At 64.9% G+C, this 13,567-nt stretch carries 12 protein-coding genes; 10 read left to right on the forward strand and 2 right to left on the reverse strand.

The window, feature by feature from the left end; all coding sequences use genetic code 11:
- Nucleotides 1-124: 124 nt before the first annotated feature.
- Nucleotides 125-382 (reverse strand): DUF6894 family protein, encoded by a 258-nt coding sequence (locus tag ABIB78_RS09215; RefSeq protein ID WP_016839844.1) that lies wholly within the window; start codon nt 380-382, stop codon nt 125-127.
- A 322-nt stretch (nt 383-704) separates the two neighbouring features.
- Between ABIB78_RS09215 and pqqA the strand changes: the two genes are divergently transcribed.
- The 6 genes from pqqA to pip all read left to right on the forward strand — a co-directional run bounded on the left by pqqA (nt 705) and on the right by pip (nt 5,197).
- On the forward strand, nt 705-785 hold the full coding sequence (gene pqqA, locus ABIB78_RS09220; protein ID WP_035635412.1) for a pyrroloquinoline quinone precursor peptide PqqA: 81 nt from the start codon (nt 705-707) through the stop codon (nt 783-785).
- A 161-nt stretch (nt 786-946) separates the two neighbouring features.
- Nucleotides 947-1,876 (forward strand): pyrroloquinoline quinone biosynthesis protein PqqB, encoded by a 930-nt coding sequence (pqqB, locus tag ABIB78_RS09225; RefSeq protein WP_429023841.1) that lies wholly within the window; start codon nt 947-949, stop codon nt 1,874-1,876.
- A 20-nt stretch (nt 1,877-1,896) separates the two neighbouring features.
- A complete protein-coding gene (pqqC, locus tag ABIB78_RS09230) occupies nt 1,897-2,652 on the forward strand; it encodes a pyrroloquinoline-quinone synthase PqqC (RefSeq protein WP_429024047.1) in 756 nt (251 codons plus the stop codon).
- A 10-nt stretch (nt 2,653-2,662) separates the two neighbouring features.
- Complete coding sequence (pqqD, locus tag ABIB78_RS09235; protein WP_429023843.1) at nt 2,663-2,971, forward strand: pyrroloquinoline quinone biosynthesis peptide chaperone PqqD; 309 nt, start codon at nt 2,663-2,665, stop codon at nt 2,969-2,971.
- Nucleotides 2,968-4,236 (forward strand): pyrroloquinoline quinone biosynthesis protein PqqE, encoded by a 1,269-nt coding sequence (gene pqqE, locus ABIB78_RS09240; RefSeq protein ID WP_429023845.1) that lies wholly within the window; start codon nt 2,968-2,970, stop codon nt 4,234-4,236. Before pqqD ends, pqqE begins: the two co-directional genes overlap by 4 nt.
- On the forward strand, nt 4,226-5,197 hold the full coding sequence (gene pip, locus ABIB78_RS09245; RefSeq protein ID WP_429023847.1) for a prolyl aminopeptidase: 972 nt from the start codon (nt 4,226-4,228) through the stop codon (nt 5,195-5,197). The genes pqqE and pip overlap by 11 nt, the downstream gene beginning before the upstream one ends.
- 121 nt (nt 5,198-5,318) lie before the next feature.
- On the opposite strand, the gene ABIB78_RS09250 is transcribed toward pip, so the two are convergent.
- On the reverse strand, nt 5,319-7,649 hold the full coding sequence (locus tag ABIB78_RS09250; protein WP_429023848.1) for a caspase family protein: 2,331 nt from the start codon (nt 7,647-7,649) through the stop codon (nt 5,319-5,321).
- Between the two features lie 193 nt (nt 7,650-7,842).
- Here ABIB78_RS09250 and ABIB78_RS09255 point away from each other — a divergent pair, with 193 nt between their 5' ends.
- The 4 genes from ABIB78_RS09255 (at nt 7,843) to ABIB78_RS09270 (ending at nt 13,423) form a co-directional block, all read left to right on the forward strand.
- Complete coding sequence (locus ABIB78_RS09255; protein ID WP_429023850.1) at nt 7,843-8,514, forward strand: hypothetical protein; 672 nt, start codon at nt 7,843-7,845, stop codon at nt 8,512-8,514.
- 240 nt (nt 8,515-8,754) lie between these two features.
- Complete coding sequence (locus ABIB78_RS09260; RefSeq protein ID WP_429023852.1) at nt 8,755-10,554, forward strand: FAD-dependent oxidoreductase; 1,800 nt, start codon at nt 8,755-8,757, stop codon at nt 10,552-10,554.
- Nucleotides 10,524-12,371 carry a 2-oxoacid:acceptor oxidoreductase subunit alpha gene (locus tag ABIB78_RS09265; RefSeq protein WP_429023854.1) on the forward strand — a complete coding sequence of 616 codons (1,848 nt, stop codon included), beginning with the start codon at nt 10,524-10,526 and terminating at the stop codon, nt 12,369-12,371. The genes ABIB78_RS09260 and ABIB78_RS09265 overlap by 31 nt, the downstream gene beginning before the upstream one ends.
- Nucleotides 12,368-13,423, forward strand: coding sequence for a 2-oxoacid:ferredoxin oxidoreductase subunit beta (locus tag ABIB78_RS09270; protein ID WP_429023856.1), 1,056 nt, complete (start codon nt 12,368-12,370; stop codon nt 13,421-13,423). Before ABIB78_RS09265 ends, ABIB78_RS09270 begins: the two co-directional genes overlap by 4 nt.
- The last annotated feature ends 144 nt before the right edge of the window (nt 13,424-13,567 follow it).

A 13,567-nucleotide genomic window follows, 5' to 3' on the forward strand; every position in this document is an offset into this window, starting at 1 on the left:
TCCAGCGGCGCCGTTCGGCTTTCCGTTCATAGCCTTGCGAATTTGTCCGGACAATTGCAATCGGAAACATGCTGACATCGGCCAACGCATGGTTGTGGCCGCGGCGCGGCCTTGTCGGTGTCCCTCAGTGCCTTGTCATCGAGCGATCCGGGCGATCGAGGATCGCCTCGGTGAACGGAAACTCCAGCACGATCTCCCCCTCGTCGTCGGTTACCTCGATCACCGCGCTAAGCAGCGCGCCGTCGGCACCTTCGGTCTTCAGCAATTCGCGAATCATAGCGCGCGCCATTTCCCACGCACGATCGGGGTCCCGCAGGATTTCGCCGTCGGGGTCGGAGATCAGCTCGTCGCCGATACGGGTGTTGAAGAAATAGCGTGGCATCGGCTGAACTCGGCTCGCTTAGTTGCTCCCGTCGCCGGGAGCACAGAATCGTCATCAGGACCTTCGGAGGACCGCGTGGCCCCTGTCTCCTAGTCCAACATCACCATTCACCGTGTGGCGAACAACAGGAAAAAGGTCTGATGCCACCGGGTTTTGACCGGAAGAGCGCGCACAAATTTGTGAGTGGGCGGATTTGCCTCCCGCAGTGCAGCAAGCGGTTCCGCAGGGCAGCTTGCAAAAAATTTAAGTGGCGAACTTTTCCAACCACAGTAGTTTACTGCGCAGGGCGGAAAGTTCGTCCGGTTGCAACAAGGAGAGCCAAATGGCCTGGAAAGCACCGAAGATCGTCGAAGTGTCGGTCGGCATGGAAATCAACATGTATATGTGCGCCACCCGCAAGTAAGCGGCAGCGCCCTATACACGTTTAGCGTTTTAGCGCAGGTGGACATCCGGGCGTAACGCGCTCCCGAGCACGGGAGTGTGTTTCAAATCCGGGGTCCACCTCGTAACGTTTTTGGGCCCGAGTCATCAGGGTCTGTGTCGAACGCCTCCAGGGGACGGATCATGCTTCGTGTCGTCGTCCTGGGTGCCGCGGCGGGTGGCGGCGTCCCGCAATGGAACTGCGGATGTGCCGTTTGCAGGACGGCGCGAAGCGACCGTCCCGAATTGCAGAGCACGCAAGCCTCGATCGCGGTCAGCGGCGACGGCGCGCACTGGTTCCTGGTCAACGCGTCCCCCGATCTCCGTCAACAGCTGATCGCGACGCCGCAGCTGCATCCGAAGCACGGCGCCTTGCGCCACAGCCCGATCGCGGGCGTCATCCTCACCAATGGCGAGATCGATGCCGTCGCAGGGCTGTTGTCGATGCGCGAGGGCTCGCCGTTTGCGATCTACGCGCATGAGCGGGTGCTGGCGATCCTGCGCTCGAACAGCATCTTCAACGTGCTGAGCGAAAAGCACGTCGACCGCCGGCCGATCGCGGTCGACCAGGCCTTCGAACCGGCCCTGCCCGACGGATCGCCGTCGGGGCTCGAGGTGCTGCCGTTCGAGGTTCCGGGCAAGGGTGCGTGGTATCTTGAGGGCAAGGCACACCCGGCGGGCGCCGATGGCGCCGGCGATACGCTCGGCCTGCGTATTGCGGACAGGCGCAGCGGCAAATACTTCTACTTCCTGGCCGCCTGCGCCCGGGTGACCGACGACCTGAAATCACGGCTCAAGGGCGCCCCGCTGGTGTTCTTCGATGGCACGGTGTGGCGCGACGACGAGCTGATCGCGGCGGGCCTTGGCAACAAGACCGGCCAGGGTATGGGACATATCGCGATGTCGGGCGATCAGGGTGCGATCGCCAGCCTCGCCGGGCTCGACATCGGACGAAAAGTGTTTTTGCATATCAACAACTCCAACCCGGCGCTGCTTGGGACCTCGGCCGAACGCAAGGCGGCCGAACAGGCAGGCTGGCAGATTCCTTCCGACGGAACGGAGATCGTGCTGTGAATGTCGTGCTGACCTCAGGAATGACCGCGCTCTCGATCGGCAAGGGCATCACGCTCGACAGTGCCGAGGAGATGGAATCTGTGCTGCGCACGATCGGGGCGACGCGCTATCACAGCCTGCATCCGTTCCACCGCCTGCTGCATGGCGGCAAGCTGAACAAGGGCCAGGTCCAGGCCTGGGCGCTGAACCGCTATTACTACCAGAGCACGATCCCGCTGAAGGACGCGATGGTGATCTCGCGCTTCCGCGACCGCAACACGCGGATCGAATGGCGCCACCGCATCGAGGATCACGACGGTGACCTCGGCCATGAGGGTGGCATCGAGCGCTGGCTCAAGCTGACCGAAGGCCTCGGCCTCGACACGGCCTATGTGGAGTCCACCGAAGGCATTTTGCCGGCGACGCGCTTTGCCGTGGAAGCCTATGTGCATTTCTGCCGCGACCGCACGCCGCTGGAGGCAATCGCCTCCTCGCTCACCGAATTGTTCGCGCCGAACCTGCACGAGGAGCGCATCTCGGGGATGCTGAAGCACTACGACTTCGTCAACCCCGATATCATGAGCTATTTCAGCCGCCGCCTGGCCCAGGCGCCGCGCGACGCCGGCTTTGCGCTCGACTACGTCAAGCAGCATGCCAGGACGCCCGCCGAGCGCGAGGCGGTCTGCAACGCGCTGATCTTCAAGACCAACGTGCTGTGGGTGCAGCTCGACGCGCTCTATCACGCCTATGTCGACGGCCGGATTCCGCCCGGCGCCTTCGTGCCGAAGACAAGTTGAAGGCAGCATCATGGCCAGCCGCAACATCAGCGTCAGTGAGATCAGCCGGCCGAAACTGCCGCGCCACACCAAGCTGAAATTCGACGAGACGCGGCAGGTCTGGGTGATCCTGGCGCCGGAGCGTGTGCTGGCGCCGGACGAAATCGCGGTCGAGGTGCTGCAGCTCTGTGACGGCGTGCGCAGCGTCGCCGGGATGGTGGACCAGCTCGCGGAAAAATATGCAGCCCCGCGCGAGGCGATCGCGACCGACGTGATCGCGATGCTGCAGGATCTGGCCGACAAGGGTTTTCTCACCGAAGCGCGCGAGAGCACGGCATGACTGACACGCTCGCCAGTAACAAAACAACGACAGCAGGCCCGACCGACGGGCTCGCGGTGCTCGAGCAAACGCGCTCGGCAGCGGAGACCCACGGCATCCCGCTCGCGGTGCTGCTCGAGGTCACCCACCGCTGTCCCTTGCAATGCCCCTATTGCTCGAATCCGGTCGAGCTCGATCGCGGCTCGACCGAGCTCACCACCGACGAATGGAAGAAAGTGCTGAGCGAGCTTGCCGAACTCGGCGTGCTGCAGATCCATTTCTCCGGCGGTGAGCCGACGGCACGCAAGGACATCGTCGAGCTGGTGCAGCACGCGACCGATGTCGGGCTGTATTCCAACCTGATCACCTCGGCCGTGCTGCTGACAAAGGACAAGCTGTCGGCGCTGGCCGATGCCGGTCTCAGCCACGTCCAGATCAGCTTCCAGGGCAACGAACCCATGGTTGCCGATCGCGTTGCCGGCCTCAAGGACGCGCATCGCAAGAAGCTCGAAGTCGCGAAATGGACGCGCGAGGTTGAACTTCCGCTCACCGTCAACGCGGTGATGCATCGGCAGAACCTGCATCAGCTCTCCGACATCATCCAGATGGCGGTCGATCTCGACGCCGACCGGCTCGAGGTCGCCAACGTGCAGTATTACGGCTGGGCGCTGAAGAACCGCGCCGCGCTGATGCCGACGATCGAGCAGATCGAGGAAACCAGCCGCATCGTCGAGGAAGCCCAGGCGCGCCTGAAGGGCACACTCGCGATCGACTATGTGGTGCCGGACTATTACGCGCTGCGGCCGAAGAACTGCATGGGCGGCTGGGGCCGCCAGTTCTTCAACATCTCGCCGGCCGGCAAGGTGCTGCCGTGCCACGCCGCCGAAAGCATCACCGGGCTCGAATTCGAATCGGTGCGCTCGAACCATTCGATCGCCTGGATCTGGCAGAACTCGGAGGCCTTCAACCGCTACCGCGGCACGGGCTGGATGCCGGAGCCGTGCAAATCTTGCGAATTCCGCGAGGTCGATTTCGGCGGCTGCCGCTGCCAGGCCTTTGCGCTGACCGGCGATGCCGGCAACACCGACCCGGCCTGCGCGCTGTCGCCGCGGCATGAGGAGATCTTCAAGCAGGCCGAGCAGGAATCCGCCGGCACGCAGAACCGTTTCCTCTATCGCAACTTCGCCGGCGGCACGCTGGAGACGGACGCAGGCCAAGACAAACGCCAAGAAAAACGCCAAGACACACGCCAACACAAACCACAGGACGAACGCAATGGCGCCTGACGCCGATGCCGGCAAGGCGGCGAGGCGCGCCGATCCCTTTGCTCCGCTGACGTCCGAATGGCTCGATGTCGGCCATAGCCACGATCTCCATGTCGAAAGCGTCGGGCGTGAAGGCGGCATTCCCGCGGTCTACCTGCATGGCGGTCCCGGCAGCGGCTGCCAGCCGGATCATCGCCGGCTGTTCGATCCCGAGCGCTTCCACGCCGTGCTGTTCGACCAGCGCGGCTGCGGCCGCAGCCGGCCAAAGGGCAGCCGCCACAACAACACGACGCAGCATCTGATCGCGGACATGGAGAAGATCCGCGAACGCTTCGGCTTCGCGCGCTGGATGGTGGTCGGCGGCTCCTGGGGCGCGACGCTGGCGCTGGCCTATGCACAGGCCCATCCCGAGCGTGTCAGCGGTTTGGTGCTGCGCGCGACGTTTCTCGGTACAGCCGAGGAACTGGAGGACGTGTTCCTGCGCGCTTTGCCGCGCTTCTATCCCGGCCTCTACGACGACTTCCTCAACTTCCTGCCCGAGAACGAGCGCGCGGCGCCGCTTGCGGCCTATTACCGCCGCATCCTCGATTCCGACGCCGCCGTGCATGTGCCGGCGGCGCGCGCCTGGCACGACACTGAACGCACGCTGTCGGAGCACACGCCGAAGCAGACCCGGCTCGACCTCGAGGCATCAGGCGCCCTGCCCTCGACGCCGTTCATGGAGGCGCATTACTTCGCCAACGGCTGCTTCATGCGGCCGAACCAGCTGATGGACGAGGCCGGCAAGCTCGCCGGCATTCCCGGCATCCTGGTGCAGGGCCGCTACGATCTGCTGTGCCCACCAGCTACATCGCACGCGCTCGCCGCGCGCTGGCCGGGCAGCGAGGTCCGCATCGTCGATGGCGCCGGCCACATCCTCTACGATCCCGGCATCCGCAACGCCGTGATGAAGGCGATCGCGGATTTGGCTTCTGCCAAGTAGCACCGTCATCGTCTTTGCCGCAACAAGCCCGGCCATGACGAGGATGAGCCTATCGATCAAGCCTAGACCAGATTCAAATCCTTCGGCTTGATGCCGGTAAGGAACTCAACCGTCTTTTCCCTCAGTGTTTGCACTTGCCGGGAGGACATGCCGGCGCTGCTGCCCGTGGCGCGGGCGCGGGCCTTGGCGGCGCGGCGATCCGCGGCGGCGGTGCTGCGCGTTGCGCCTGCATCGCCGGCCGTGGTGGCGGCGGCGCGGCGCGCGGAGCCGGTGCGGGTGCCGGACGCGGCGCAACGGCCGCGGCGCGGGGCGGTGGAGGAGCTGCGTGCGGCGGGGCTGCGGCGCGCGCTGGCGGAGTTGCCGCATGCGCCGGCGCGGGCCGGGAGACCGGCGCCGGCGACACCGCGGCATGCGGGGGCGCCGAACGCGCCGCCGGCGTCGGCCGTGCCGATGTCGCACGGTTCGCCGGCGACGGCGCCGTTGCGGGCTTCACGTTTGCATTCGGTGCGGTCGCGGCATGCGTGAGCGGTTGCTGTCTCCCCGGCTTGCCGGCGGTCGCGGGCGAGGCGGGCGAGTTTGTCACCGGGGCGGCAGCGCCGGGCTTGGCCGGAGCAGCGGGTTGCGCATTGGCAGGCGCCATGGCTGTGGCCGGCTTGCCTGATGTGACCGCATTCGGCTTTGCCCCAGGCTGCGCGGCACCAGGTTGCGCGGCACCCGGCTGTGTGGCGCCATGCTGCTGCGGCGCGTTGGCCGGCGCGGTCGCCGACTGCGGCAGCGGCGGTCCATTCTTCGCGCCCGGCAAAGTGTGCGCACCCGGCGCGCCCATCGCATTCGGCGTGGTGGCCGCGTTCGGCACAGCGCCGGGCGCCCCCATGGCCGCGCCTTGTGCTGGCGACACGCCTTGCGGACCGCCCGGCCGTGCCAGATTGGCGCGCTCCATCGCCGCGGCCGGCAGTTGCGGTGCCGCCGTGACCGGCGCGCCGCCCATCGCCGCCGTCACCCCGGCCGCATGGAGCTGCGCCGGCGTCGGGTTGGGATTGTTGATGACCGTGTTGATGACAGTCGTATTGTGGATGTTGTTGAACACGATGTTGTTCTGCGGCGGCACCACATAGGCCGGTGCGGCGACATAGGCCGGCATCGCCACGAAGAACGGCGTCGGCAGCACGAACAATCCGATCGGCGGAGGCGGCGGCGGCAGCACGACGAAGTCCGGCGGCGGCGGCGGCAGGAAGAATACCGGCGGCGGCGGCGGTGGCGCGAAGTCGAACACCGGATCGCTGTAGTAGAGCACCGGACGATCGACATAGACGACCTCGTCGGGCGGCGGCGGTGGCACGTCGTAGTCGAGCGCCGTGAACTGCGGCGGCGGCTCCAGCGCGGCCGACAAATAAGCGAGCCGGCGCCGGGCGTCATATGCATGCGGCCCGCGCGGATAGCGCCGCAGATACGACCAATATGCATCAGGCGTGTCGGCGTTGTAGGTGCGGCGCCACGTAATGGCCTCGCGCCGCGCCGCCACGATCGCGCGCACGCGCTTGGCCAGCGGATCGCTCGGATAGGCCTGCAGATAGTCCTGGTAGCCCTGCAGCGTGTCGCGCTCCAGCGCCGCGGCGTAGGCATCCTGCGCCGGGAAATCGCGGATCGGCTTGGTGCGCAGTCCGGCATCGACCTGCTGCGGCGGCGCATCCGGCTTGCGCTCGAAGAACATGAAGGGCGCGTCGACCTTCTGGGCATTCCACGGGATCTCGGCGCCCTTGGTCATCTCGTTGACGCGCAGGCGAACGCGGTCGAACACCTCGGGCAGGGTCAGGCCGCCGGCGCGGATCATTTCCGCCAGCGCTTGCGCGTACGGCCCGTAAGGCGGCGCGCCGTCAGGAGCGACGGTGCCGGGCGCGGAGTTGAAGGCGATCAGCATCTTCGGATCGGGATCGACCAGCGCAAGACCGCCGGCCAGCGGCTGGCCATCCTTGGCGAAGGGATTGCTGCGCGCCGCATCGAGCACGACCACGCCGGCCTTGATCGGCAATGCCGAGAGCTGATGGCTGTAGTCGGAGATACGGATCGCCTCGACCGGGACGTCGGTGTCGCGGGCGATCTTGGCGTCGACCGGCACGAAGTAGTTCTCGCCGGTGAGCTGCACGCCGTAGCCGGCGAGATAGACGAAGGCGACGGCATTGGGCCCGGCGTCCTGCACCTTCTGGATGAAATCGCGGAACGACTTGCGCAGCGTTTCGCTGTCGAGATCGCGCGCCCCGATCACGTCGAAGCCGGCGGCCTGCAATGTCTGCGCGATCAATCCGGCGTCGTTCGCGGCGGTCTGCAACGCGCCGGCCTGATAGGCGCCGTTGCCGACGACGAGCGCGAGGCGTTTCTCCTGATCCTGCGCATGCACTGGAAGCGACGCGAGCGACAGCAGACCGACGATTAATGCCCACAGAATGCGCGCCATAGCGGTCGTCCTTTTCTATTCAGCAATCAGCGAACTGCATGGAAATGCTACCTCTGTGAACCCGCGCTGAACAGGATTACGGCAATTGTGGCGATCCTTGGTTTGCACGGTTTCGGGCGCTTGGAACTGGCTTCCCCGACCCGCGTCATTCAGCGATATTGTGCAGATAAAACGGGCAAAAAAGGAGCACTCGATGCCAATCGCCGGACAAGGCATGCTGCTGACCTCGATGGATATCGACGGCTTACACGAAGCTGAATTCAATCGCTGGTATGACCGCGAACATCTCGAAGAACGGGTCGCCATCGACGGGTTCCTGGAAGCCCGCCGCTATGTCGCCCATGACGGCAAGCCGAAATATCTCAGCCTCTATTCGACCGAGACCTTCGACGTGCTCGAGAGCCCGGCCTACCGCAAGGCGCTCGCCAACCAGACCGACTGGTCGAAGGCCAACATCGCGCGCTTTCAGAACATGATCCGCGGGGTGGCGCGCATCACGATCAGCCGCGGCGTCGGCAGAGGTGCCGCGCTCGGCATCATCCGCCTGCGCCCGCCGGCCGACGGGGCGGACAAACTCCGCGCTGCATTGCGGGAGCAACTCGATCCAACCTCGCGCGACGGCATCATCTCGATGCATCTGCTGGAGAACGACCCGGTGCTGTCGAAACCGCTCACACCGGACGCCGAGAAAGCGGATCCCGGCGCCGGCGACTGGTTCGTACTGATCGACGCCACCGATGTCAGCGCGGCCCCTGCTGCCGCGGCAAGCATCACCGGCAACGCAGCCTTGAAGCCGCTCGTGGTCACCAGCGGCGTCTACAGGTTGTTGTGGGATATCGCGAAGAGCGATCTTCCGAGCGATTGATACAGCGGTGGCGGTGCAGTCCATGTTGCACTGCCACATAACGCAATCGAGATTAACGCTAGACGCGCATCAGCCGCGCGAAAGCTGATGATCGCGCAATTTTGCCTTTGCCTTCCCTCGAACGGCTCTAATAAGATAAGCCTATGATCCAATTCAAAAACCAGAACAACGCCACGTGAGCGTTCGTCGTCAACGATAAGGTCGCGCGGTCAGGCATTTTCGCGCGGGTCAAAGGTAGGAATGAAACCGACTGATATCTCGGCGCCGGATTACTTCCATAAAGTAGTCGATTGCCAATGGGCCTGCCCCGCACATACCCCCGTTCCCGAGTACATCCGGTTGATTGCTGAGGGGCGTTATAGCGACGCCTACATGATCAATTGGCAGTCCAACGTGTTCCCCGGAATCCTCGGGCGCACCTGTGACCGTCCATGCGAACCGGCGTGCCGCCGCGGCCGGGTCGAGGACAATCCGGTCGCGATCTGCCGCCTGAAGCGCGTCGCGGCCGACTTCAAGGACGACATCAAGCATCGCCTGCCGAAGCCCGGGCCGAAGAACGGTAAGCACATCGCGCTGGTCGGCGGCGGCCCCGCCTCGCTTACCGTGGCGCGCGATCTGGCGCCGCTCGGCTATCACTGCACCGTGTTCGACGGCGATCCCAAGGCCGGCGGCATGATGCGCAGCCAGATTCCGAAATTCCGCCTGCCCGACAGCGTGATCGACGAGGAGACCGACTACATCCTCAACCTCGGCGTCGAGTTCAAGGGCGGCCAGCGCGTCGACAGCCTGAAGCAGTTGTTGGCCGAAAACTACGACGCGATCTTTGTCGGTAGCGGCGCGCCGCGCGGCCGCGAGCTCGAGATTCCCGGCCGCAAGGAAGCTACCGCCAACATCCATATCGGCATCGAGTGGCTGGCCAATGTGTCGTTCGGCCATGTCGACAAGATCGGCCGCCGCGTCATCGTGCTCGGCGGCGGCAACACCGCGATGGATTGCTGCCGCACCGCGCGCCGCCTCGGCGGCGAGGACGTCAAGGTGGTCGTCCGCTCGGGCTTCGAGGAAATGAAGGCCTCGCCCTGGGAAAAGGAAGACGCGATCCACGAGGATATCCCGATCCTCAATTTCATGGTGCCGGTGGCATTCAAGCACGTCGGCGGCAAGCTCATCGGCGTCACCTTCCAGAAGGTGAAGGCCGAGTACGACGCCAACGGCCGCCGCAATCTGGTGCCGGCGGGCGAACCTGACCAGACCATTCCCTGCGACGATGTGCTCGTTGCGGTCGGCCAGGAGAACGCGTTCCCCTGGATCGAAGCCGATTGCGGCATCGAATTCGACAAGTGGCACATGCCGAAGGTCGACCCCAAGACGTTCGTCTCGACCAATCCGAAAGTGTTCTTCGGCGGCGATGCGGCGTTCGGGCCGAAGAACATTATCTGGGCGGTGGCGCACGGCCATGACGCCGCGCTGTCCATTCACCGCATGCTGTCCGGCGAGGACATCAACGAGCGTCCGCTGCCCGAGGTGCACATCTCCTCGCAGAAGATGGGCATCCACGAGTGGAGCTACGACAACGACATCTCCGCCGACAAGCGCTTCAAGGTGCCGCATCGCGACAAGGTGATCGCGCTGAAGGACATCCGCGCCGAAGTCGAGCTCGGTTACGACCTCAAGCTTGCGCTTGGCGAAGCGCAGCGCTGCCTGAATTGCGACGTGCAGACGGTGTTTTCCGCGCCGCTCTGCATCGAATGCGACGCCTGCGTCGACATCTGTCCGATGGACTGCATCACCTTCACCGAGAATGGCGAGGAGGATGATCTGCGGCAGCGGCTCAAGGCCCCCTCGCCGCATCACGACCAGGCAATCTACGTCGCCGACGGCCTGAAGACCGGGCGAGTGATGGCAAAGGACGAAGACGTCTGCCTGCATTGCGGGCTGTGTGCCGAGCGCTGCCCGACCGGCGCCTGGGACATGCAGAAGTACCTCATCGATATGGTTCAAGCGGGATCAACATGTCAGTCCAAAGCCCGATCAGCAGCGTAAACGACTTCGTCGTCCGCTTCGCCAACGTCAACGGTTCGGGCTCGGCCTCCGCCAACGAGCTGTTCGCGCGCTCGATCCTGCGCCACGGCGTGCCGGTGTCGCCGCGCAACATCTTCCCCTCCAACATCCAGGGCCTGCCGACCTGGTATGAGGTACGCGTCACCGAGGACGGCCATCTCGGCGCCCGCGGCGGCGTCGACTTGATGGTGGCGATGAACCCGCAGACCTGGGACAAGGACGTCGCCTCGATCGAGCCCGGCGGCTACCTGTTCTACGATTCGACCAAGCCGATGCCGACCTCGAAGTTCCGCGAGGACATTACGGTGATCGGCGTGCCGCTGACCGCGATCACGAACTCGACCTATACCGATCCGCGGCAGCGCCAGCTGTTCAAGAACATCATCTATCTCGGCGCGCTCTGCGCGCTGCTCGACCTCGACCCCAAGCTGGTCGAGCAGCTGATCGGCGAGCAGTACAAGGGCAAGGAGAAGCTGCTCTCCTCCAACGTCCACGCGCTGCATCTCGGCCGCGACTGGGCGCTGCAGAACCTGAAATGCCCCATCGGGCTCCGGGTGAAGAAGGCCGACAAGGTCGGCGACCGCATCTTCGTCGAGGGCAATAGCGCGGCCGCGCTCGGCGCCGTCTATGGCGGCGCCACTGTGTGCGCCTGGTATCCGATCACGCCGTCATCGTCGGTGGCGGAAGCCTTCACCAGCCACTGCAAGAAGTATCGTCACGATCCCGAGACCGGCAAGGCGAAATACGCGATCGTGCAGGGCGAGGACGAGCTCGCCTCGATCGGCATCGTGATCGGCGCGTCCTGGAACGGCGCGCGGGCCTTCACCGCGACCTCGGGCCCCGGCATCTCGCTGATGACCGAGTTCATCGGCCTATCCTATTTCGCCGAGATCCCGGCCGTCATTATGAACATCCAGCGCGCAGGCCCCTCGACGGGCATGCCGACCCGCACCCAGCAATGCGACGTGATCGCCTGCGCCTACGCCTCGCACGGCGACACCAAGCATGTGCTGCTGTTCCCGGAAGATCCGGCGGAGGCGTTCGAGTTCGCGGCGGCCGCCTTCGATCTAGCCGAGCGTCTGCAGACCACGATCTTCCTGATGCTCGATCTCGACATCGGCATGAACCACCGGCTGTGCCGCCCGCTGAAGTGGGACGACGCAAAGCAATATGACCGCGGCAAGGTGATGACGGCGGAGATGCTCGAGGAAGGCCGCGACTTCGGCCGCTATCTCGATGTCGACGGTGACGGCATCCCCTATCGCACCTATCCGGGCACGCATCCGACCAAGGGCTCCTACTTCACCCGCGGCACCTCGCGCGACCGCTACGCGCGCTATTCCGAGGAAGGCGCCGTCTACGCCGACAACATGCAGCGCCTGGTGCGCAAGTTCGAGACCGCGCAGGACATGGTGCCGCGGCCGCTGCAGGCCAATGCAGCGAAGCCGACCAAATATGGCGTGCTCTATTTCGGCTCGACCTCGCCCGCGATGGACGAGGCGATCGGTATCCTGGAGGCGCGCGGCCATCACCTCGACCGCATGCGCATCCGCGCCTTCCCGTTCCACTCCAGCGTCGCGAGCTTCATCGCCGATCACGACTTCGTTTACGTGGTCGAGCAGAACCGCGACGCCCAGCTTCGGCAGCTGATCGTCAACGAGAACGGCATCGACCCGGTCAGGCTGGTGCCGATCCTGCACTATGACGGCACGCCGATCACCGCGCGCTTCATCGCCAACGCCATCGGCGACCACCAGGATCATCTCAAGGTGACCCCTCTCCGCAAGGCCGTGACATGACCTACATTGCAAAGCCGAAGTTTCATCATCCTGGCCTGAAGAAGAACGAGCTGGGTTATACCCATCGCGACTACGAGGGGAAGATTTCGACCCTGTGCGCCGGCTGCGGCCACGATTCGATCACCGCCTCGATCATCGAGGCCTGCTACGAGCTCTCGATCGAGCCGCACCGGGTGGCGAAGATTTCCGGCATCGGCTGCTCGTCGAAGACGCCGGACTATTTCCTCGGCAATTCGCACGGCTTCAACTCGGTGCACGGCCGCATGCCGTCGGTGCTGACCGGCGCCAACCTCGCCAACCGCGACCTGATCTATCTCGGCGTCTCCGGCGACGGCGATTCCGCCTCGATCGGCTTCGGCCAGTTCGCGCATTCGATCCGGCGCGCCGTCAACATGACCTATATCGTCGAGAACAACGGCGTGTACGGCCTGACCAAGGGCCAGTTCTCGGCGACCGCCGACCGCGGCTCGAAGTCCAAGAAGGGCGTCACCAACACCGACAATGCGATCGACCTGGTCGCGATCGCGCTGCAGCTCGGCGCCACCTTCGTGGCGCGCAGCTTTTCCGGCGACAAGGCCCAGCTGGTGCCGCTGATTGCGGCTGCGATCCGCCACAGGGGCGCCTCCTTCATCGACGTGATCAGCCCCTGCATCGCCTTCAACAACCACGCCGGCTCGACCAAGAGCTTCGACTATGTCCGCGAGCACAATGACGCGGTGAATCGCCTCGACGTGCTGGTCGGCCGCGAGCCGATCAGCGTCGACTATGCGCCCGGCACCGTGCAGGTGGTCGAGCAGCATGACGGCTCGCGGCTCGCGCTGCGCAAGCTCGACGCCGACTACGATCCGCACGATCGCCTCGGCGCGATGACCTTCCTGCAGAAGCATGCGGCCAAGGGCCAGATCGTCACCGGCCTGCTCTATGTCGATCCGGATGCCGAGGACCTGCACACCCATCTCGACACCGTCGAGACGCCGCTCAACGCGCTGGACGAACAGGCGCTGTGCCCCGGCTCAGCCGTGCTGGACAAGATCAACGCCAGCCTGCGCTGAGCGCGCGTTTTTCGCGTCACAATGACGTGGCAACAAGCTCGCTGTCGTCCCTGCGAAAGCAGGGACCCATAGCCACCGATGCAGATTGTCGGGCTACGCTGGAACGACGAGTCCCGTTCACAGCAGAAGCCGCGGCGTATGGGT

The sequence above is a fragment of the Bradyrhizobium sp. I1.14.4 genome (genome assembly GCF_050435825.1).
GTDB lineage: Bacteria > Pseudomonadota > Alphaproteobacteria > Rhizobiales > Xanthobacteraceae > Bradyrhizobium.

Bases quoted from the DNA above. Each gene is read 5' to 3' on its own strand.
- ABIB78_RS09215 (WP_016839844.1), bottom strand. From the start codon at position 382: ATGCCACGCTATTTCTTCAACACCCGTATCGGCGACGAGCTGATCTCC.
- pqqA (WP_035635412.1), top strand. From the start codon at position 705: ATGGCCTGGAAAGCACCGAAGATCGTCGAAGTGTCGGTCGGCATGGAA.
- pqqB (WP_429023841.1), top strand. From the start codon at position 947: ATGCTTCGTGTCGTCGTCCTGGGTGCCGCGGCGGGTGGCGGCGTCCCG.
- pqqC (WP_429024047.1), top strand. From the start codon at position 1,897: ATGACCGCGCTCTCGATCGGCAAGGGCATCACGCTCGACAGTGCCGAG.
- pqqD (WP_429023843.1), top strand. From the start codon at position 2,663: ATGGCCAGCCGCAACATCAGCGTCAGTGAGATCAGCCGGCCGAAACTG.
- pqqE (WP_429023845.1), top strand. From the start codon at position 2,968: ATGACTGACACGCTCGCCAGTAACAAAACAACGACAGCAGGCCCGACC.
- pip (WP_429023847.1), top strand. From the start codon at position 4,226: ATGGCGCCTGACGCCGATGCCGGCAAGGCGGCGAGGCGCGCCGATCCC.
- ABIB78_RS09250 (WP_429023848.1), bottom strand. From the start codon at position 7,649: ATGGCGCGCATTCTGTGGGCATTAATCGTCGGTCTGCTGTCGCTCGCG.
- ABIB78_RS09255 (WP_429023850.1), top strand. From the start codon at position 7,843: ATGCCAATCGCCGGACAAGGCATGCTGCTGACCTCGATGGATATCGAC.
- ABIB78_RS09260 (WP_429023852.1), top strand. From the start codon at position 8,755: ATGAAACCGACTGATATCTCGGCGCCGGATTACTTCCATAAAGTAGTC.
- ABIB78_RS09265 (WP_429023854.1), top strand. From the start codon at position 10,524: ATGTCAGTCCAAAGCCCGATCAGCAGCGTAAACGACTTCGTCGTCCGC.
- ABIB78_RS09270 (WP_429023856.1), top strand. From the start codon at position 12,368: ATGACCTACATTGCAAAGCCGAAGTTTCATCATCCTGGCCTGAAGAAG.